This window comes from Rhodococcus sp. 105337 (assembly GCF_012844225.1).
Taxonomy (GTDB): Bacteria; Actinomycetota; Actinomycetes; order Mycobacteriales; family Mycobacteriaceae; genus Rhodococcus.
On sequence record NZ_JABAGQ010000005.1, the window covers coordinates 225,543 to 246,972 of the forward strand.

The 21,430-nt window shown below is 67.9% G+C and carries 15 protein-coding genes; 7 read left to right on the forward strand and 8 right to left on the reverse strand.

All coding sequences use genetic code 11. The annotated features are described in order from the left end of the window. Positions 1–38: 38 nt before the first annotated feature. A complete protein-coding gene (gene trxB / locus HF886_RS11060; RefSeq protein WP_169620911.1) occupies positions 39–1,007 on the reverse strand; it encodes a thioredoxin-disulfide reductase in 969 nt (322 codons plus the stop codon). Between the two features lie 162 nt (positions 1,008–1,169). Continuing rightward, positions 1,170–2,369: an NADH:flavin oxidoreductase gene (locus HF886_RS11065; RefSeq protein ID WP_169620912.1), complete on the reverse strand. Its 1,200-nt coding sequence runs from the start codon at positions 2,367–2,369 to the stop codon at positions 1,170–1,172. A 93-nt stretch (positions 2,370–2,462) separates the two neighbouring features. On the opposite strand from HF886_RS11065, the gene HF886_RS11070 reads away from it, so the two are divergent. Next, a complete protein-coding gene (locus HF886_RS11070) occupies positions 2,463–3,017 on the forward strand; it encodes a TetR family transcriptional regulator (protein WP_169620913.1) in 555 nt (184 codons plus the stop codon). A gap of 17 nt (positions 3,018–3,034) precedes the next feature. On the opposite strand, the gene HF886_RS11075 is transcribed toward HF886_RS11070, so the two are convergent. The 5 genes from HF886_RS11075 to HF886_RS11095 form a co-directional block, all read right to left on the reverse strand. Next, on the reverse strand, positions 3,035–3,706 hold the full coding sequence (locus HF886_RS11075; RefSeq protein WP_169620914.1) for a hypothetical protein: 672 nt from the start codon (positions 3,704–3,706) through the stop codon (positions 3,035–3,037). A 67-nt stretch (positions 3,707–3,773) separates the two neighbouring features. Continuing rightward, positions 3,774–4,307, reverse strand: coding sequence for an RNA polymerase sigma factor SigM (sigM, locus tag HF886_RS11080; RefSeq protein ID WP_169621079.1), 534 nt, complete (start codon positions 4,305–4,307; stop codon positions 3,774–3,776). A 133-nt stretch (positions 4,308–4,440) separates the two neighbouring features. Next, positions 4,441–8,247, reverse strand: coding sequence for a murein biosynthesis integral membrane protein MurJ (gene murJ, locus HF886_RS11085; protein ID WP_169652316.1), 3,807 nt, complete (start codon positions 8,245–8,247; stop codon positions 4,441–4,443). After that, on the reverse strand, positions 8,244–10,664 hold the full coding sequence (locus HF886_RS11090; RefSeq protein WP_169652317.1) for a DUF6049 family protein: 2,421 nt from the start codon (positions 10,662–10,664) through the stop codon (positions 8,244–8,246). The genes murJ and HF886_RS11090 overlap by 4 nt, the downstream gene beginning before the upstream one ends. Further along, entirely contained in the window at positions 10,661–11,257 is a 597-nt protein-coding gene (locus tag HF886_RS11095) for an NUDIX hydrolase (protein ID WP_169620917.1), read from the reverse strand. Before HF886_RS11095 ends, HF886_RS11090 begins: the two co-directional genes overlap by 4 nt. 75 nt (positions 11,258–11,332) lie before the next feature. Here HF886_RS11095 and HF886_RS11100 point away from each other — a divergent pair, with 75 nt between their 5' ends. The 6 genes from HF886_RS11100 to HF886_RS11125 all read left to right on the forward strand — a co-directional run bounded on the left by HF886_RS11100 (position 11,333) and on the right by HF886_RS11125 (position 20,149). Further along, positions 11,333–12,787: a CCA tRNA nucleotidyltransferase gene (locus HF886_RS11100; RefSeq protein ID WP_169620918.1), complete on the forward strand. Its 1,455-nt coding sequence runs from the start codon at positions 11,333–11,335 to the stop codon at positions 12,785–12,787. Between the two features lie 181 nt (positions 12,788–12,968). Next, entirely contained in the window at positions 12,969–17,033 is a 4,065-nt protein-coding gene (locus tag HF886_RS11105; protein ID WP_169652318.1) for a bifunctional nitrate reductase/sulfite reductase flavoprotein subunit alpha, read from the forward strand. A 65-nt stretch (positions 17,034–17,098) separates the two neighbouring features. Continuing rightward, positions 17,099–17,503 (forward strand): TOBE domain-containing protein, encoded by a 405-nt coding sequence (locus HF886_RS11110; RefSeq protein ID WP_169620920.1) that lies wholly within the window; start codon positions 17,099–17,101, stop codon positions 17,501–17,503. A gap of 41 nt (positions 17,504–17,544) precedes the next feature. Continuing rightward, entirely contained in the window at positions 17,545–18,279 is a 735-nt protein-coding gene (gene modA / locus HF886_RS11115) for a molybdate ABC transporter substrate-binding protein (protein WP_240955062.1), read from the forward strand. Further along, entirely contained in the window at positions 18,276–19,073 is a 798-nt protein-coding gene (locus tag HF886_RS11120; RefSeq protein ID WP_169652320.1) for an ABC transporter permease, read from the forward strand. The genes modA and HF886_RS11120 overlap by 4 nt, the downstream gene beginning before the upstream one ends. Then, on the forward strand, positions 19,070–20,149 hold the full coding sequence (locus HF886_RS11125; RefSeq protein ID WP_169620923.1) for an ABC transporter ATP-binding protein: 1,080 nt from the start codon (positions 19,070–19,072) through the stop codon (positions 20,147–20,149). The genes HF886_RS11120 and HF886_RS11125 overlap by 4 nt, the downstream gene beginning before the upstream one ends. Here HF886_RS11125 and HF886_RS11130 read toward each other — a convergent pair whose 3' ends face one another. Continuing rightward, complete coding sequence (locus HF886_RS11130) at positions 20,150–21,430, reverse strand: MFS transporter (protein WP_169652321.1); 1,281 nt, start codon at positions 21,428–21,430, stop codon at positions 20,150–20,152.

A 21,430-nucleotide genomic window follows, 5' to 3' on the forward strand; every position in this document is an offset into this window, starting at 1 on the left:
TCCTGGTGTCGCGTGTTATCGGGGGGTGGGTGGGACGGTCAGACCTGGGCGGGCACGATCGAGGGCGGTACCTCGTGGCGTGCGACGAGCCAGCGCTCGGCGTCGATCGCCGCGGAACAACCGCTGCCGGCCGCGGTGATGGCCTGACGATAGGTGTGGTCGACGAGGTCTCCGGCCGCGAAGACACCCGGCAGGGACGTCGCAGTGGTGCGGCCGACGACCTTCACGTAACCCTCGTCGTCCAGTTCGACCTGTCCCGCGACGAGTGCGCTGCGCGGGTCGTGTCCCACGGCGACGAAGAGTCCGGTGACGGCGAGATCGCTGCGCTCGCCGGTGACAGTGTTCTCGACGGTCAGCGACGAGACGCTGTTCTCTCCCAGGACCTCGAGGACCCTCGTGTTGGTGAGGAAACGAATCTTCTCGTTAGCCTCGGCGCGCTCGAGCATGATCTTCGAGGCGCGGAACTCTTCGCGGCGGTGGATGATGGTCACGCTGCGCGCGAACCGCGTCAGGAACGTGGCTTCCTCCATCGCCGAGTCGCCGCCGCCGACCACTGCGATGTCCTGATCCCGGAAGAAGAACCCGTCACACGTGGCGCAGGCGGAGACGCCGCGGCCGAGGAGCCGCTCCTCCCCCGGCACACCGAGGTAACGGGGTTCGGCGCCCATGGCGAGCACGACCGCGTGACTGCTGTAGGTTTCGCCGTTCGCGACCACGGTCTTGACCGGGCCGGCGAGATCGACGGCCTCGACGTCTTCGGTACGGATGTCGGCACCGAAGCGGAGCGCCTGCTCGCGCATCTGGTCCATCAACTCCGGACCCATGATGCCGTCCTTGAAGCCCGGGAAGTTCTCGACCTCGGTTGTCGTCATCAGCTCGCCGCCGAACTGCGTTCCCTCGAAGACGATGGGCGAGAGTTCCGCGCGGGCGGCGTAGATCGCGGCGGTGTATCCCGCCGGGCCCGAACCGATGATGATGAGGTCGTGAATGGTGGGCGAGGTCGTCATTCGGCGGAGGCCTTCCGGTCGGCGGTCGGGGCTGTCGTAGATGCCACGTGCCGAGAGACCGGCGCGGCAGCATACACAGATGTCAACACCAGGGTAAACGGTGTTGTTCCCCTCGCAGCGTGCGTCGTGCCACAGCGCGTGCGCACCCGCCGCCCGGAGGTGTCAGACCGCGCCCGGGACATCCCGGAGGGTTTCCCGGATCACACATTTGGTCCCGGTGTAGATGGTTGGCATGCACTTGTTGCAGTGGATGCACAACCCTTCGTCCGCGGTGTGGTTGCGGAACTTGTCGACCAGATACGGGTCACGGAGAAGCGCCCGGCCCATGGCCACGAACTCGAAACCTTCGTGCAGGGCGTTGTCGATGGTGTCGATGCGGTTGATGCCACCGAGCAGGATCAGCGGCAGCGACAGTTCGGACCGGAACTGCCGGGCCATCGGGAGGAAGAACGCTTCCTCGAACGGAAGTTTCGGGAAGAGCTTGGGTCCGTACACCTTCAAGCCCCAGCCGATGACCTTCGGCTGTGACTGCACGAACTCCTTCATCGGAACGTCGCCGCGGAAGAAGTACATCCCGTTGAGCAGCGAGCTGCCACCGGTCAGCTGCATCGCGTCGATGGTGCCGTCGGACTCGATCAGCTTGGCCATGGGCAGCGACTCGTCGAGCCACAGTCCCTTCGGGACGCCGTCGGTCATGTTGAACTTGGCGATGACAGCGACCGAATCCCCCGCCGCAGCGCGCACGGCGGCGAGGACACGCCGGGGAAAAGCGGTGCGGTTGGCGATGCTTCCCCCGTACCGGTCGGTCCGCTTGTTGAGGTTGGGGCTCATGAAGGAGCTGAGAAGGTAGTTGTGCCCCAGGTGTACTTCCAGCGCATCGAATCCGGATTCGACGGCGTATCGCGCGGCCGACGCGTAGTCCTCCACGATCGCGTCGAGTTGCCCGAGTGTCGCGCCGCGGACGAGACCCATCGCGGGGGCGCTGATCCGGGTGGAGGGGGCGGTGGTGCTCATCCCGTTCGACAGCTGGTTGGCGACGAGCCCGGCATGCCCGATCTGCGCGGACGCGAGTGCGCCCTCCCGGTGGACGGCCTCGGTGAGCCGGGTCAGCCCGGGCACGGCGTCGCGGTCGAGGACGAGGGTGTCGCGGTGGACGCGACCCGCGGGCGAGACGGAGCAGTACGCCACGGTCGTCAACGCGGTACCGCCGCGTGCGACTTCGGCGTGGAAGTCGACAAGTTTGTCGGTGACCGCACCCTTGGGCATGACACCCTCGAACGTCGCGGCCTTGATGATGCGGTTGCGGAGCGTGAGAGGCCCGAGGCGGGCGGGTTCGAAGACGGTGGATCGCGGCGAAGTCATGACCCTACTTTCGATGCCAGTGGTATCGTAATAGGCCGACTATAACCCCGATCACACACCAGGCACTGTCTGGTCCCACTCACACGAGAGCCCATGCCAGCTGTACCTGCGGGACGTCCGAGAGATCCTCGAATCGACAGTGACGTCCTCGCCGTCACCCGCGAGATGCTCGTCCGGGACGGGTGGGACGGCCTCAGCATGCGGGCGATCGCGGCGCGTGCGGGAGTCGGGCGAGCCGCACTGACGCGCAGGTGGCCGAGCAAGGCGCACCTGATGCTCGATGCGCTGCTCGGCTCGGCACCCGATCTGGCGCCGTACGACGGAATCGACCGCAAGGGCTGGATCGAATGGGTTGTCGCGGGGAGCAACGAACTCTTCTCGAGACCCGAGGTTCGCGCCGCCCTACCCGGACTCCTCGCGGCGCTGCGTGACCACGAGGACCTTCGCAGCACACTGTGGCGAACCTTCAGCGGTCCGAGTACTGCGCTGTTCACCGAGAACGGTGACGGGGACGCGGAACTCGATGCCCGGGCGGCGCTCGTGATGGCGGCGGGGACCGCGCTGTTCACCGGGCTGATCGCCGCGGAGGACGACACCCCGGCGCTGCGTGCACGGATACTTCACCTGCTGCTGACCATCGCCGAGTGACGACGCACGCCGAGCGCCTATCCGATGGTATGAACCGCCAGGGTAGCGGGAGTGTTTGCGTCACAATCGGTTCCGACCATCACCGCGGTCAGTTGCGGAGGGTGCGGTCCACCGAGGAGCAGCAGGACGGCGTCACGTTCGCGAAATTCCGTCTGCCGCGATCCCAGCAGAGGAGAATTCGAATCGAAACCGTTGGCTTCCAAGCAGTTCCGGAGCCGAACCGTATCCGAGAGAGGACCGAGCGAAGTCGTGCCGACCATCGAGCGTAGCTCGGCGGGCTCGAACACGGAGTCGCTCTCGTGGGCGGCGTAGGCGTCGCTACCCGCGTCGTCGTCTCCCCCGGGCGCCGAGTGGAGCAGGACGAGTGCGAACACGCCGGCGAATGCCGCTGCCGCGGCAACCCCGGCTCCCGCCAGCCATGTTCGGGCAGGTCGTCGCGGAGCAGTTGCCAGAGCGGCGTCGATCCGGGCGGCCACCGCCGGAGGAATCGGTTCCGCCGGATCACTGTCGCGGAGCGTGCCGAGACGCGACTTCACCGCGTCGAGTCGTGCGAGGACGGCCGCGGCCTCCGGGTCTGCGTGTACGAGGGGCCAGAGCCTGTCGGCCGAGGCGTCGTCCAGCACGCCCGCGTGCAGGTCGGCGAGCAGGTCGTGCGAGTACGGCGGACGTGGCATCTCGTCCTCGTTCATGCGCATTCTCCTCGCGGGTGGGTTGTCCTCACCAGAGTAAGACGATCCGGACTCGTGTTCGGTTCCCTCACTCCCGTAGGTCGCCGAGAACGACGGCGAGTTTGCGACGTGCCCGCGCGCATCGGCTCTTGACCGTCCCCTCCGGTACTCCCAGCCGGCGGGCCGCTTCTCGCACCGAATATCCCTCGACGTCGATCGCCACGATCGCGGCGCGCTGATCGGGCGGAAGTGTGAACAGTGCGGTCCTCACATCGAGCGCGAGTTCCGTGTCGTGGATGGAATCCCGCCCCGTACGAGGAGTTTCGGAATCGTCGGGGAAGAGCGGAACCGTGGGCCGAACCCTGTTGCGCCGGATGCGATCCAGGCACGCGTTCACGACGATGGTGTGCATCCAGCTACGGACCGCGGCGTCCTCACGGAAGTTCGCGGCCATACGATGCGCGGACAGGAGAGCTTCCTGAAGCGAGTCGGCCGCGTCCTCCGGCGAGTAGCTGGTACGTCGCGCCACCTGCCACAAATGGTCGTAATGGCGCGACAGCAGTGTCGCGAACGCCTCCCGATCGCCGGCCGCGTGTGCCGACAACAGGGCTGCGTCGGACACGAACGTGCCCGGCACCTCTGTGAGCACAGAGTCGTCGGGCACGGCGATTTTTGCGATCCCCCCGAAAATTCGCACGCGCGGATGGTAGCCGATCGCACGGCGATTGCCCCGGCTTGCGCTCGGGGCGATCCGGTTAGTCCGAGCCGATGAACTCGATCTCGGAGATCGAACTCTTGTTGCTGCCACCGTCGGAGCTGAGCCCGGTGATCCACAGCAACACGTGCGTGGTGCGGCCGTCGGCGTCGAGCGGAATCTCGGTTTCGCCGGATCCGAGTGTCGCCTGGCCGATCACCTGCGTCTGGTCCAGGGACGTCGAATCCGAGGGCGCGCTGCGGATTTCGAGCACGGTCCCGGGCGACTCGGACGTGACCTTCGCCGACGAGAGGGTCGCTGCGTCCTCGAGCGTCACCAGCAGGCCCACCCCGCTCTTCAGGGACGGGAAGGGATCGAAGTACGCGTCGGTGCTCCACGCCGTGGCAGGGTCGCCGTCGATCGCAAGCGACGCGGACGCCGGAGAATCGGGGGTGCCCTGCGGCGAGAACACCGTCACCGCGGATGCCGGCACCGGGCCCCCGGCTGCGGCGGGAGCCGCCTCCTCCGACGCGGACTCGGGTGCGGCAGGTGCTTCGGCGGTCGGTGTGAGACCGAATTCCTGGCTGGTGAGCGGCGCATCGCTTGCGTCGCCGGCGAGCAGATTCGTGATCCACCAACCGATCAGCGAGAGCAGCACGACCGTCGTGATACCGAGGCCGATCAGCGCGACGAGCATGCGCTGGGAATGCTTCTTCTTCTGTTCGAGCGCCTCGGGGTCCGCCAGGGCATGGCTTTCGGTCATGTTCGCGCGCTGGCCGATACGGAGCGCGGGAATCATGTCGGTCTTCTGATCCACCACCGACGCCTGGTCGAGGATGTGCTGCACCGTTGCCGCGGTGCGGATCCCGCCGTCGGTGTTCAGAGCGCGCACGGCGACCGCCGAGATCTCGAACGGAACGTCGGGGCGGAGCACCTTGGGTTCGACCGGTTTGCCGTCGGCGCCGCGGTCGGCTTCCGGCATGCCACCGATGGTCGCGCCGCTGTGGTGCGGGGCCGGCGGCCGTCCCGGAGCGGGCGGTTCAGCGAGCGGCCAGCGGCCGGTGATCAGCCCGTACAGGCTGGCTCCGAGACCGTGCACATCGGAGACGGCATCCGCGTCGGAGAAGGTTGCCGGGAACGCCATCACCGCGTCGCCGGAGACACTGATCCGGATGCGGTCGGGGTGGTCGATCGACAACGCGCTGCCCGCACGGTGCGAGGCCTCTGCCGCTGCCGCGAGGGCGCGGACGGCTCGTGCAGCGCCCAACGGGGACGGCTGCGTGGCGGACATCTCGCGCAGCGAACGACCGGGCGTCCACTCGGCGACGACGATGCCGCCCGAACTACCCCGGACCACGTCCAGGACACGTGCCAGTCCGGGCGAATTGATCCGGCCGAGCCGCAGCGTCCGGGACAGGATGGCCTGTGGAGAGTCCGGCCCGGTGCCGTCGGCAGCGCTCTGGTCGGCGTCGACGAACGTCAGTGCCACCTCGCGGTCGAGTTTGACGTCGAGTGCCTGCCAGAACCGGAGCCCGCGTGCGCCACCGTGGGGCGAGAGCAGCCGGTACCGGCCACCGGCCACGGACGCGCCGGCGATGAGTTCCGGTCCGCGCATGGTGCGGCGGGGCGCCGACCCGGGAACCCGGACGGGCGGAAGCTGAGGAGAGCCGATCGGTATGACCCCGGTGTCGTGGTGGGTGTCGCGCGGCGGACTCGGCGGCGTGGGCCGCTGATCGTTTCCGGCCGGCGTCGATCCTGCCTGCTGTGACGCGTCGATCGTGGACCTGCCGGCAGCGTGGTCGTCGCTCACCCTCACTCCTTCGTTGTCGACTCGTCCACTTCCGGTGCGGAGACGAGGATCGCCCGTGGGGGCCGCGAAGTAGCGCGGACCACGGCGCCCGTGTCGAATCTGCTGTTGACCAGGGTACGGGAGTTGTTGCTGCGCCTCGACGGGACGGGGCACGTTTCTGATCGCGGGCATGACTTCGGTGATCGCGTCGTACGGTCCGACTCCGTAGTCGCCGTAGTCGATGCGCGGCAGTACGACGGTCTTCTCGAAGTCGGACTCCGGGTAGGCGTCGTAGCCGAAGCGGCGGCGGGTCGGGAAGGCACCGGTATCGGCCGGCGAAGTGGCCGTGGACTCCCCGAGTTCGGCTTCGCTCTCTTCCGCGCCGCCACCGCGCACCGCGGCGATCTTGCGGCGTACGGCGGCCTCGATGGCCATGATCTCGGGAACCTTGAGCAGATACATACCGACGAGCGCGACGAGCAGCATGAGGATGCCGCTGATCGCGACACGCACCATCGAGCCGAGGCCGCCGAAGCGGTCCGCGAGGGCGTCCAACTGCAGGAGTCTGTCGGCGACGAGCACGACGACCGCCCCGCCGGCCGACGCCAGCACCACGTGCCAAATCGTGCGGCCCACGTTGGCCATCCGCAGGTCGCCCAGGGTGCGGTGCAGCAGGAACCCGCCGATGAACGCACCGCAGGTGAACGCGAGACCGGTCGCGACACCGAGCAGGACGACGACCTGCTGGTCGTTGCTCGCCACGACCGGAGCGAGCGCCGACAAGCCGATCTTGACGGCGGTGATGCCGAGAATGATCCAGGTGGGGGTCCAGGCCTGTTCCCGCGCGTAGAAAACACGCAGGTGGATGAGCACGAGCGAGTAGGGAATCAGGGTGAAGGCGGACCAGCTCACGGCCTGGCCGAGCAGGGACGCGTTGCCCGCGCCGAAATTGCCGTAGCCGTACAGGGCGGTCCCGACGTGCGTGCCCGCGATCGTGAGGAACGTGACGATCGGGATCAGCGCGATCATGGTCATCCGGGTCGCGACCGACAGGTCGTCGACGACCGCGGGAGTGTCGCCCTCGGCGGCGTTGCGGCTCAGTCGCGGCATGATCGCGGTGAGCACGGTGACGCCGAGCACGCCGTACGGCAACTGCAGCAGCAGCCAGGCGTTGTTGTAGATCGCGGGGCCTGCGGCATCGGCGCCCGACGAGATGTTGGTTGCGAAGATCATGCCGATCTGGCTGATCAGCACGTACAGCACGATTGCCGCGGCCATCCCGCCGAACTGGCGCAGGCGGTCGTCGAGGCCCCACAGCGGCTTCAGGTTGATGCCTTCGCGGCGGAGCGCGGGGATCAGGCACATCGCCTGGGTGATGACGCCGAGAAGCACACCGAGGCCGAGTACCAGCAGCTTCGGGTCGCTCATGCGCACCGGATCGAGGGTGATCTCCCCCGGCATCAGGTAATAGACGACCAGCACGACGAGCACGACGACGTTGTTCGCCACGGGTGCCCATGCGCCGGGCTTGAAGACCTGCCGCGTATTGAGAATGCCCGTGAACAGGCCCGACAGCCCGTAGAACACGATGGCCGGCAGCAGCAGGTACGACAGGGCAGTCGTCAGTGTCGTCGACACCTTGCCGGAGTCGTCGAGGAACACGTGCGTCGTGAGCAGCGGCGCGGCGGCGACCGCGAGGATCGTCGCGCCGCCGAGCAGCACGACGGCCGCGGTGAACAGGCGACGGACGAATGCCTCGCCGCCGTCCGGGTCCTCGCGTTCCGCCCGCACGAGCACCGGCACCACGATCGAGGTGAGGACCGCGCCGAGGACCAGCTCGGAGATCATGTTGGGGATCTGGTGGGCCACGGTGAACGACGACGCGACGCTCGCACCCAGCAACGTGAGGATCAGCAGTTGCTTGAGGAACCCGGTGATCCGGCTGACCAGGGTGGCGACGGCAATGGAGCCGGTGGCCGCGAGCAGGCTCGGAACCTTCCGGCCGGTGGGACCGGCACCGGTGACGTCCGGTGAAGTCGTCGGTGACTTCACGTCGTCGCGGGTCGCGTTCCCCGTCATTCTCGTTCGTACCCTTCGTCGGCTGGATCCGGTTCCCCGCGGAACCGGTGCAGAAGCCGCCTGCCCGCCAGGAACAGCAGGAGCGCTCCCGCACAGCCCGTGACGATGGCGAGAATCCGGCCATACGCATTGGAACGTACCGTCACGTTCGTCGGACTGCCGAGAGACAGGCCGGATTCCGTGGTGAGCGAGAACTCCAGTTCGAGCTTCCGCGAGTCGCTGATCTGAGCGGGCACCGTCAGGGTGCGGCTACCGCGCGGAGGCAGCTGGGTCGGCCCGATATCGGTGATCTCCATCGCCGAGGGCGCGTCCACGTGCAACCGCACTGTGATGCCCACGGGCAGATCGTTGCGCGCCACCAACAGTAGGGGACTCTGTTCGGAGGTCAGTGTGTACACACCACCCGGTGAGAGCACTGTCACTCCCGCGAACATCCCGTCCACGGCTTCTTCGACTTCCACCGCGCGCAGAGTCGCGGCGTCCACCGCCTGCTCGGGGTCTTCACCCCGCCGCCCCGCCGACGCCATCGCGCGCAGCAGATCCTCCCGCAGCGGTGTGAGGAACTCCTGCGGCGTGAGCTGGGCCTGGGGATCCTCGATCAACGCTGCCTGCAGAGCATCGAGCCGGGGCGTCTGCTCGGCGGCAATCCGGACCACTTCTGCCGGCACACCGTCGGTGACGGCTTGCTCCGGATAGTCGAGCACGGAGGTATTCGGGTCGTCTGCGGTGGCTGCTGCCGCGGCGACGAACTCGGTGAAGGGACGAGCCGTCGCCGTTCCCGAACGGATGAGTGACGAGATCATGGACAGCGTGGCCGACGCCTCGTCCGGGGACGGCGACCAGACCTGCGGCGGAGCGAACAGCACCGAGCGGCCGGGTGCGGGCAGCGGCACTCCCGACGCCGCGTCCACCGACGGGGCCAGCGCCGGAAACGCCAGCGCACCGAGCGCGTCCTGGAACCGTGCGGTCGCGGAGTCGTCGGCGAGGTCGTAGCGCGCGGCCTTGGTCACGAACGAGGGGGTCGACGGCGCGTCGCCCATGCCCGCGAGTGCTGCCGAGGCCGCGGCGTCGAACAGGCCGGCCGTCAGCCCGTCCACTCCCGACACCCGGACACTGTTGCGCGGGGATGCGCCGCTCATGGCGGCGCGTCCGTCGTCCACCGCGGTGTCGGCGAGTACCGCCGTGACCGGGCCGTCCGCGGCGACGAGAAGCCCGGCGTTCTCGGTGAGGACACCGGAATCGGGCCACACGACATCCGGAAGCGACGTGGTTCCGAGGATCGTGTCGACAAGCGTGCTCGGGGACCGCAAGGCGGGCACGGTCAGCGAGGGATCGTCCAGTTCCGCGAGCGCCGTCAGGTCCGCCTGGGCGAACGGCACCGCCACCGTGCACATGGAGGTCGCGAGTGCCCGGATGCGGCCGAGCCACGCGATAGCCGCCTCGGTGCCCGTTCCGGGGCTCGCGGCCCCCATCGGATCGGCCGGGTCGTCCACCACGAGATAGTCCCGGGTCATGTTCGCGACCGTGACCAGCAGGTCGGGGTCGATCGCCAGGCACATGCCTTCGGTGACCCGCGGATCGGTCTCCAGCGATTGTTCGGCAGCGCGCAGCAACCCGTCGAGCCGTCCTCCTTCGGCCAGCGACGTGGCGAGCACGTCATCGACGAGCCGGGCGGGTTCCGTCGCGGATCCGGGAACACCCGAGGCCAGCCGCGGCGTGTCGGCCAAGGGCCACAACATCGAGACGGCGACGGGGCGCGACACCTCGGGTGGAACGGCGGGAAAGCTCTCGGTCTCGCTCCTGGGCGCCGTTCCGGCGGTTCCGCCCGAGGGCGTGGACGCCGACGTTCGCGGGCCGGAGGTGTCCTCGCCCGCGGGCACTCCCAGCACGGGCAGCAGGAAACGGGCATCGTCCAGACGGGCCTGGCCCCCGTATTCGGGCGAGCCGTTGACGTTGACGAGCAACGGGTAGACACCGGGGGTGTCGATGCCGAGCGACGGCTCGAGTTCGGAACGCAGGGGCAGCTCGATCGTGAACTCGGTGCGGTCGCCGCGGCCGAGCCGGTCCGTGACCTGCTCGAATTCGCCCACGGTGTCGAAACCCGACTGATCGAGGGAGAGCGAGGTGCGCAGGGCAGCAGGGTCGGAGATGACGGGTGCGCGCTGAAGTCGCACCCAGACGTCCTCGACATCGCGGTCGCCGACATTGGTGACGGTGCCCGTGACCTCGACTACCGATTCACTCGTGAGCGACACCACCGACGGGGTGACCTCGTCGATGCTCAGAGCGAGAAACTTGGTGTCTTCGGAGTCCGGCTGTGCCGCCGCGGGTGCGGGGATCGCCACACCGATCGTTGTGAGAACGAGCGTGAGCACGGCCAGAACCGCGGCACCCGTTCGGGAAACCACCGCCGTCATCCGAGATGGGCCCCCGGTTCGTCGGTGCGGGGACGCGATTCGGGATGCATCTCCGCAATGAGCTGGTCTGCGACGTCGGCGAGCTTACGTTCGTCGGCGTAGGCGAGCCTGGACCGGAGTTCACGGAGCGGAACCCACGCGACTTCGGTGACCTCGACATCCGCGTCGGACAGTTCACCGCCGAGGTAACGCAGAAGATAGTGGTGCACCGTTTTGTGGACGCGACGGCCTTCGGTGACGAACCAGTAGTCGATGCTGCCGAGTTCGGCGAGCACCGTGCTGCGGACACCGGTCTCTTCGTGCACCTCGCGCATCGCGGTCATTTCGGCGGTCTCGCCGCGCTCGATGTGCCCCTTCGGCAGCGACCACAGCAGGCGGCCGCGACGGTCGGTACGCCCGATCAGCGCGGCGCACAGCTTGTCGGGTGGACCGCCGAGTCCGTCGACGACCAGCCCGCCGGCCGAGGTCTCGCGGACGGTGCGCAGTCGAGGGCCGGGTGCGCCGGGTGCTCCGCCCTGAGCAGCCTTTTTCGCGCTCGTGCCACGACGCCGCGAGCTGCGGCGGTTGCGATTGGCACGTTCGGCGGGCGACACCTAATAGATAGTAGATGTACCGCCGTCGGTCCCGGCTCAACCACACGAACGCCCTGCTCGGTAAGGTGCAAAGACGTGAACTCACCCACCGCAGACCTCGACCGCCGAACCCGGTTGCTCGCCGGAGCCGACGTCACTCTGCGCTCGTTGTCCGATGTCCTGGCTCCACTCGGTGCGCGGTTCACCGAGGCGGGCCATGAGCTGTATCTCGTCGGCGGGAGCGTCCGCGACGCGCTTCTCGGCCGGTTGGGTACCGACCTCGACTTCACGACAGACGCGCGCCCCGAGAAGGTCCAGGAACTGCTGCGCGGGTTGGTGGACCATCAGTGGGACACCGGCATCGACTTCGGCACGGTCAGCGCGGCAAAGGGATCCGAACAACTCGAGATCACCACGTTCCGCAGCGACGCCTACGACCGTGTCACCCGCCATCCCGTCGTCGAGTACGGAACGAGCCTCGAGGACGATCTCGTACGCCGTGACTTCACCGTCAATGCGATGGCCGTTCGGATCGGTCCGGACGGTGCCGGTGAGTTCGTCGACCCGCTCGGTGGGCTCGACGCGTTGCTCGCAGGTGTTCTCGACACTCCGGCTCGGCCCGAGGACTCGTTCGAGGACGACCCGCTGCGCATGTTGCGGGCGGCCCGATTCGTCTCCCAACTGGGCTTTTCGCTCACCGAGCGGGTCCAGACGGCGATCCGCGAGATGGCGGACGAGATCTTGCGCATCAGCGCCGAGCGGGTGCGGGCCGAACTCGACAAGCTGATCCTGGGGGACCATCCGGTCGACGGCATCGAGTGCATGGTGGAGACCGGCCTGGCGGAGCGCGTCATCCCGGAGATCCCCGCGATGAAACTCGAGATCGACGAGCATCACCAGCACAAGGACGTGTACTGGCATTCGCTCACCGTGCTCACCCAGGCGATCGATCTCGAGGACGGCGACCCGGACCTGGTGCTGCGCTGGGCGGCGCTGCTCCACGACATCGGCAAGCCCGGCACCAAGCGCAACGAGGCCGGCGGCGGCGTCAGCTTCCATCACCACGAGGTGGTCGGGGCGAAGCTGGTGCGCAAGCGGATGCGGGCCCTGAAGTACCCGAAGCAGATGATCGAGGACGTCGGCCAGCTGGTGTTTCTGCACTTGCGCTTCCACGGGTACGGCAAGGGCCAATGGACGGACTCGGCGGTGCGGCGGTACGTGCACGATGCCGGGGACCTCCTCCCCCGGCTCCACAAGCTGGTTCGGGCCGATTGCACCACCCGCAACAAACGGCGCGCCGCAGCACTGCAGGCCACCTACGACGATCTCGAGGTGCGCATCGCGCGACTGGCGGAGGAAGAGGGCGTCGCGAAGGTCCGCCCGGATCTCGACGGCAACGCGATCATGGAAGTTCTCGGCATTCCGCCGGGCCCCGAGGTGGGCAGGGCGTGGAAGTTCCTCAAGGAGTTGCGCCTCGATCGCGGTCCACTCGATCGCGACGACGCCGAGGCCGAGCTCCTGAAATGGTGGGAGCAGCAACCGAAGTCCTGAGCGTGTTGCCGGCACCTCACACCTCCTCCCGTCACCCGTGAGCCAGATGTCACAGCGTGCTCATCCCATGTGACGCGTCCGAAACACCGAGTCCGCAGCATGGAAGTCGTCGTATCGGCGACGGCAACGGCGTGCCCCTCGGTTCACTGCCGGCGGACGCGGTGCCGGGTAGGAGATTCGGATGCGGGATGACATCACGACGGTGAAGACCGCGTGCTCCTACTGCGGTGTCGGGTGTGGCATGGTGCTCGACGTCGCCACCGATCCCGATACCGGTGCCCGCAGGGTGGTCAAGGCGTACGGCGACAAGGAGCACCCCACCAATCGGGGGCGCCTGTGCACCAAGGGTGCGACGAGCGCGGAGATGCTGGCTGCGGCGGGCCGTCTCGAGACCGCGTACGTGCGTGACCGCCGCGGCGGCGCTCCTTCGCCGGTGCCGGTGGACGCGGCCGTCGCCGACACCGCACGCCGTCTCACGGAGATCATCGGAACCCACGGACCCGATGCGGTGGCGTTCTACGTCTCCGGACAGATGTCGCTCGAGGCGCAATACCTCGCGAACAAGCTCGCCAAGGGATTCGTGCGCACGAGCCGGATCGAATCGAACTCGCGGCTGTGCATGGCCTCTGCGGGCACCGGCTACAAGCAGTCGCTCGGTTCGGACGGGCCACCCGGCTCGTACGAGGACTTCGAGCACGCCGATCTGTTCTTCGTCTCGGGTTCGAACATGGCCGACTGTCACCCCATCCTCTTCCTGCGGATGATGGAACGTGTCCGAGCCGGGGCCAAGCTCGTCGTCGTCGATCCTCGGCGCACCGCCACCGCGGACAAAGCGGACCTGTTCCTGCAGATCGCGCCGGGTACCGACCTCGCACTGCTCAACGGCCTGCTCCACCTGATCGTCGAGAACGGGCACGTCGATCGTGACTTCGTCGAGGAGTACACCGAGGGCTGGGAAGCGATGGAGGAGTTTCTCGCCGAGTACCCGCCCGCTCTCGTCGCCGGCATCACCGGCCTCGAGGAAGCCGACATCCGCACGGCTGCACGATGGATCGGCGAGGCCGGCGAGTGGATGAGTTGCTGGACGATGGGGCTCAACCAGAGCACCCACGGCACCTGGAACACCAACGCGATCTGCAATCTCCATCTCGCCACGGGAGCGATCTGCCGCACCGGAAGCGGCCCGTTCTCGCTGACCGGTCAGCCCAACGCGATGGGTGGTCGCGAGATGGGGTACATGGGTCCCGGCCTGCCGGGCCAGCGCAGCGTGTTGTCCGGCGACGACCGGGTGTTCGTCGAGGAGCAGTGGGTGCTACCTCCCGGCACGCTGCGCGCCGAAGCAGGCACCGGCACCGTCGACATGTTCCGGGAAATGGCACAAGGAACGATCAAGGCGTGCTGGATCATCTGCACCAACCCGGTGGCCTCGGTCGCGAACCGGGCGACCGTTCTCGAGGGTCTCGAGAACGCGGAACTCGTCATCGCCCAGGACGTGTTCCTCGAGACCGAAACGAATGCGTACGCCGACATCCTCCTTCCGGGTGCCCTGTGGGCGGAGTCCGACTACGTGACAGTGGGATCCGACCGCACTCTGAACCTGTTGCAACAGGCCGTCGAACCGGTCGGAGAGGCACTGCCCGACTGGCAGATCATCGCGCGTGTCGCCTGTGAGATGGGGTTCGGTGACGCGTTCACCTACTCGTGCGCGGAGGAGATCTTCGACGAGATCACGCAGTTCTGGAATCCGCAGACGGGGTACGACCTGCGCGGCGTGACATACGACAGGCTGCGGCACGGCCCGGTGCAATGGCCGTGTGGCCCCGGCCGCACCGACGATCGCAGTCCGGTCCGGTATCTCAACGACGGAGACAGCCGGACGCTGGTGGTCCGCGACGACGGATCCGTACCGGAACTGGCCTTCGCGACACCGGACGGACGAGCCCGGTTCTTCCCCCGTCCGCATCTGCCCACAGCCGAACTGCCCGACGACGACTACCCGTTCGTTTTCAATACCGGTCGCGTACAACACCAATGGCACACGCTCACCAAGACGGGCAAGATCGCCAAGCTCGGAAAACTCGACCCCGGACCGTTCGTGGAGATCAGTCCCGAGGATGCCGCGCGGTTGTCGATCGTCGACGGTGACGCGGTGGACATCGCATCGCGGCGGGGGCGCGCCATCCTTCCGGCGGTGGTGACCGATCGGGTGATGCCGGGAAACTGTTTCGCCCCGTTCCACTGGAACGACCTGTTCGGGAACGATCGCGCGATCAACGTCGTGACCAACGACGCCGTCGATTCCGCGTCGCTCCAGCCAGAATTCAAGTTCTGCGCGGTCGCCGTGACGAAAGTCGCGGCAGCACCTGTATCCCCTTCCCTGCCCGCCGACGATTCGGTCGTCGGACGGCTCGCGGAGACGCTCGGAGTCGGCGGTATCCCCGCTCCCCTGTTCGGCGACGACGAGAAACGCTATCTCGCAGGTCTTCTCGCCGGTCTGCGGTCGTCCGATGTCACCGCCGCGCCGTCGCTGCCGGCTTCGGCGCCGTTTCCTCCCGCGACCCGGGCGTGGCTCGACGGACTGTTCGCGGGGATGTACTCGCAGAGCGCTGCGATCGACGCCGGCTCCGATGCCGCGGCCGGGGACCGGAACCCGGAACCGCCGGTCGTGGTGGCGTGGGCGTCGCAGACGGGGAATGCCGAAGGATTCGCGCACACCTGCGCCGAGCGTCTTCGTGCCGCGGGACGTGAGGCCACCGCGGTCGGGATGGGGACGCTGACCGTCGCGGATCTCGTGCAGATACCGGAATTGCTGGTGGTGACAAGTACGTTCGGTGACGGCGACGCGCCGGACAACGCTTCGGCGTTCTGGAAGAGCTTGAACGGTGCAGACGCACCGTCGCTCGCCGGTACCCGCTATGCGGTACTGGCTTTCGGCGACTCCAGTTACGACGACTTCTGCGGGTACGGACGCAAGGTGGACGACCGGCTGGCCGATCTCGGAGCGACCCGGATGGTTCCACGCGTGGACTGTGAACCGGATTTCGAGGACCGCGCGAACGAATGGGTGTGCTCGGTCCAGAATCTGGTGGCCGGTGACGCGCCCGCGCAACCTGTCCCGCCGCGGGCATCCGTGTACAGCCGCAAGTCCCCGCTCGTCACCCGCCTGACACGCAACATCGCACTCAGTGGAGCCGGATCGTCGAAGGATGTGCGGCAGTTCGGATTCGAGCTGTTCGACCCGGAATTCGAATATTGTGCGGGAGATGCCCTCGGGGTGATGCCGACCAACTGCCCCGAGGCCGTCGAAGAATGGATGCAGGTCACCGCGCTCGACGCGGAGGCGCCCGTCGAAAGCGTCGATCGTCCCACCGTCCCTCTCCGGGAGGCCGCGGCTCGGTACCTCGACATCACCAGGACCACTCCCGAATTGCTGCGCTTCGTGCAACGCCAGAGCGGGAGTCCGGAACTCGCCAAGCTGCTGCGACCCGGAAACAAGATGGAATTGCAGCGGTGGCTGTGGGGGCGGCAGGCGATGGATGTCATCGCCGAATACCCGTTCAAGGCACCGCTCGACGAGTGGCTCGGTGTGCTCACGCGGCTTCAGCCACGCAGCTACTCGATCTCGTCGAGTCCGAAGTCCAACCCGCGGGAGGTGCAGCTCACCGTGTCGGTGGTGCGATACGGCTTCGAGGGCCGCGACCGGGCCGGCGTGTGCTCGGGCTTCCTCGCCGACCACAGCAAGGGCGTCGACATCCCCATCTTCGTGCAGCGGAATCCGCACTTCCGGCCACCACCCGGCGATACTCCGATGATCATGGTCGGGCCGGGAACGGGGATCGCGCCGTTTCGGGCCTTCCTCCACGACCGCCGCGAATCCGGGCACACCGGTCGCAGTTGGCTCTTCTTCGGCGACCAGCGGTCGGACACCGACTACCTGTACCGCGACGAGATCGAGAAGATGCACGCCGACGGGTTCCTCACCAAGCTGGACCTCGCGTTCTCGCGTGACCAGCGACAGAAGGTGTACGTGCAGGACCGCATGCGTGAGCAGGGCGCCCAGCTCTGGAGATGGCTGGAGGACGGCGCTCATTTCGCCGTCTGCGGGGACGCCGGGCGCATGGCGAAAGATGTCGACGCGATGCTCCGCGAGGTGGTGCAGACCCACGGCCGGCTCGACCAGGAGGCGGCAGCGGCATACGTCGATCGTTTGAGTGCTGAGAAGCGGTACGTGCGCGACGTCTACTGAGAAGGTTGATACAACCGCATCTGCGGACGTATCGTCCAGTTCGTGACTTGTGTGCGGAACATATCGTGACGACTTTCCGTATCCGCGACGCCGCACGCCTGCTCGGTGTCAGCGACGACACCGTGCGGCGCTGGATCGACCAGGGCGCCCTTCGTGCGAGCAAGGACGACACCGGCCGCAAAGTGGTCGACGGCAGCGAACTCGCGGCGTTCTCGCGGGCCCAAGCCGACGCGGCACCGGATCTGCTCGGCGTCGGGAGTTCCGCCCGCAACAAATTCGTCGGTCTCGTCACCCGGGTCGTCTCGGACCCGGTGATGTCGCAGGTCGAGATGCAGTGCGGGCAGCATCGGGTCGTATCTCTCATGAGCACCGAAGCGGTGCGGGAACTCGGCCTCGAACCGGGCAGCGTCGCGGTCGCGGTCGTCAAAGCGACAACCGTCATCATCGAAACACCCGGAGGGTCCTCGTGAGGCGCGTGCGCGCAGGATGGATCCTGGTGGCGTCCGTGGCACTGGCTTCGGTCGCCTGCGGTTCGGAACAGAGTGATCGGAATCCGTCGGGTGACGGTGTGACGGGCACTGTCACGGTGTTCGCGGCAGCGTCGCTCAGGGACACGTTCACCGAGATCGGCACCGCGTTCGAGCAAGTGCACGACGACGCCGCCGTGGTGTTCAACTTCGCAGGGTCGTCGGACCTCGCCGGCCAACTGGCGCAGGGCGCACCCGCCGACGTGTTCGCGTCCGCCGATACCGTCACGATGTCCCGCGTCGTGGACGAGGGTCTCGTCGCCGGTGATCCGGTGCTCTTCGCGGCCAACACGCTCACGATTGTCACCGAGCCGGGGAATCCGAAGGGCATCACCTCGTTCGACGACCTCGGCCGCGACGGCGTGTCGGCGGTCGTCTGCGCACCCCAGGTGCCGTGCGGCGCCGCCACCGTGCGCGCCGAGGAGGCGACCGGAACCGAACTGTCGCCGGTCAGCGAGGAATCCTCCGTCGCCGACGTGCTCGCCAAGGTCACCTCGGGACAGGCCGACGCCGGACTGGTCTACGTCACCGATGCGCGCGCCGCGGGCGACGCCGTCACCGTCGTGGCGTTTCCCGAGTCCGGGGACTCCGTCAACTCCTATCCGATCGCCGTACTCGAAGATTCCCGGAATCCGGACGCCGCCCGCGCGTTCGTCGATTTCGTCGCCGGACCCGAAGGACTGGAGATTCTCGGGGAAGCCGGGTTCGCCGGTCCATGACGGCGGCCCGCACCCCGACCGGTCTGCCGGCGTGGATCTATCTTCCGGCGATCGCCGGCGGCCTGTTCGTGGTGCTGCCGTTGGTCTCGATCGTGCTCTCCGTCGACTGGTACCGCTTCCCGGAACTGGTCACGTCCGAGGCATCGATGCAGGCGCTCGCGCTCAGTGTGCGGACCGCGTTCACCAGCACCGTGCTGTGCATCGTATGCGGTGTGCCCATGGCTGCCGTGCTCGCACGCAGCACGTCCCGCGTGATGCCGGTGCTCCGTTCACTGGTCCTGCTGCCGCTCGTGCTGCCACCCGTGGTGGGTGGGATCGCGCTGCTGTACACCTTCGGCAGACGCGGCCTCATCGGTGAGCACCTCGAGGCGTTCGGGATCCGGATCGCGTTCTCCACCACCGCTGTCGTGCTGGCACAGACCTTCGTGGCGTTGCCGTTCCTGGTGATGAGTCTCGAGGGAGCGTTGCGTACCGCGGGCCGACGGTACGAGGCGGTGGCGTCGACGCTGGGCGCCCGGCCCACTACGGTCTTCCGCAGGGTCACCCTGCCGTTGGTGCTGCCGGGACTCGTCTCCGGTGCGATCCTGGCGTTCGCGCGGGCGCTCGGGGAATTCGGCGCGACTCTCACTTTCGCGGGCAGCCTCCAGGGCGTCACCCGCACCCTCCCTCTCGAGATCTATCTGCAGCGGGAAACCGATCCCGATGCCGCCGTGGCGTTGTCGCTGCTCCTGGTCCTCGTGGCAGTGCTCATCGTGGTGGCCGCACGCGGACGCCGGGCAGGTGGCGACTGGTGAGCGAACTGCACGTGCACGCACGGGTGGACGCACGGTCCGTCGACTTCGACCTGGACGTGGCATCGGGCAGCGTGGTCGCGATCCTCGGTCCCAACGGTGCCGGGAAATCGACGCTGCTGAACCTGATTGCAGGACTGGTTCTTCCGGACGAAGGCCGGATCGAGCTCGGTGGCCGGATCCTCACCGACACGTCGGCGGGTGTCGCGGTGCCGCCCCATCGCCGGTCGGTTGCCCTGCTGGCACAACAGGCTTTGCTGTTCCCGCACCTGACCGCTGCGGGCAACGTGGCCTTCGCACCGCGCAGTGCCGGAATGAGCCGCCGCGCCGCGCATACCGAGGCGTTGCGCTGGCTCGACGCCGTCGACGCTGTGGCGTTCGCCGACCGCAAACCGCACCGTTTGTCGGGCGGGCAGGCTCAGCGGGTCGCGATCGCCCGCGCTCTCGCTGCCGACCCGCAGTTGCTCCTGCTGGACGAACCCATGGCCGCGCTGGATGTCGCTGCGGCGCCGGCGATCAGGTCACTGCTGCGCCGGATACTGCGTGAGGACCGGCGCACGGCGCTCGTGGTCACACACGACCCCCTCGACGCCCTGGCCCTCGCCGACCGCGTCGTGGTGGTCGAATCGGGACGTGTCGTGGAACACGGCGCGGTGCGGGACGTCCTCACCCGGCCACGGAGCGCTTTCGCCGCACAGATCGCCGGGATGAACCTGATCGCCGGCACGGTGACAGCGGATGGCGTGGAGACGGAGGTCGGTGCCGTGCACGGCGTCGTCGACGAGGAGTGCGTACCGGGAGATGTGGCCGCGGCCGTCTTCTCCCCCGCCGCGGTCGCGGTGTACGTGGACGAGCCACACGGGAGTCCCCGCAATGCGTTCGAGGTGACCGTCACCGAAGTCGAGGCCCGGGGCTCGACGGTGCTGGTGCGCACCGGAGTCGCCGGTCTGGCGGCCGAAGTGACGCCCGCCGCGGTTGCGGATCTCGGTCTCGAGCCGGGCTCGGCCGTGTGGTTCGTCGTCAAGGCCATGGAGATTCGCGTTCATCGCGCCGCGCTTCCGGCCCTGCGGGGGTCGTGACTAGGTCCGCGACCGCCCGAGTGCGAGAACGCCGGCCAGGGCGAGCACGTAGATCAGCCCGCCGGCCAGGGCAAGTCCCGGGCTGCGCCCGTCCGGCGCGATCAGGAAGGCCGACGCGGCGATCGCGGCAAGGAACGCCAGGTTGAACACGGTGTCCTGCAACGCGAATACCTGCCCGCGACGTGCGTCGTCGATCTCGATCTGCATGGCGGCGTCGCCCGTCAGCTTGATGGTCTGTCCCGCGACCCCGAGGAGGAAAGCGGCGATCAGCAACGATCCCGTCGTCAAGGAGGTGACGAACGCGAACTGCACGACCGCGGCGGCGAGCAATCCGGCGGTGACCGCACGAGGTCGCCCGAGCCGTGGGAGGAGGAACGGTGTGAGGGCGGCGGCGAGGAGCATTCCCGCCGCCGTGCAGGCCACCGCGGCACCGAATCCGGCGAGCCCACCGGGTAGGTCCGACGGGTTGTCGGCGTTTCGCAGGACGAGAAGCGTGATGAGTGTGTTCAGGCCGAACACGATGCGGTGCGCCCCGATACCGAGCAGCGCGGCAGCGACTCCGGGATTCTCGGCGACCGCGCCCGCGCCGGTTCGCAGGCCGGCGAGTACCGCGCTCGCGGGCGAACGGAGTCGTGCACCGTCGGGTCCGAGCGCGTTGCGGGGGAACCCTGCCGCTGCGGCGGCGCCGACGATCGATCCGGTCACGCCGACCGCCACCGCGATGCCGGAAGCCGTGTCCCCCGCACCGACGACACCGATCGTCGCGACCGCGACGGCGGCACCCGCTGCGGCGACCACCGAACCCGCGGTCGCCAGAACGGAATTGACCGGGACGAGCCATGACTGCCTCGTCACGTGGGGAAGTGATGCCGAGACTCCGGCGAGAACGAATCTGCTCACCCCCACGGCGGCAAGTGCCAGCAGCATCAGGGGCAGTTGTGGCCCGCCGACGAGGAGTACCGCCGCCGCGGACGCGACGAGAACTCCGCGTACCGCGTTGGCCCATACCAGGACGAGACGGCGATCCCAGCGGTCGAGCAAGGCTCCGGCGAACGGTCCGATCACCGAATAGGGCAGCAGAAGCACCGCGAACCCTACGGCGATGTCCACCGGATTCGTGTGACGTTCGGGGTTGAAGAGGATGGCTCCGCCGAGGGCGGCCTGGAACAGACCGTCCCCGAACTGCCCGGCGAACCGGACGGCTGTCAGTCGCGCGAGTCCCGGGGAATGCCGTAGCGCCGTCGCGGTCGATCGCCACGCCTGTTTCTGGGAGTCCCGCAC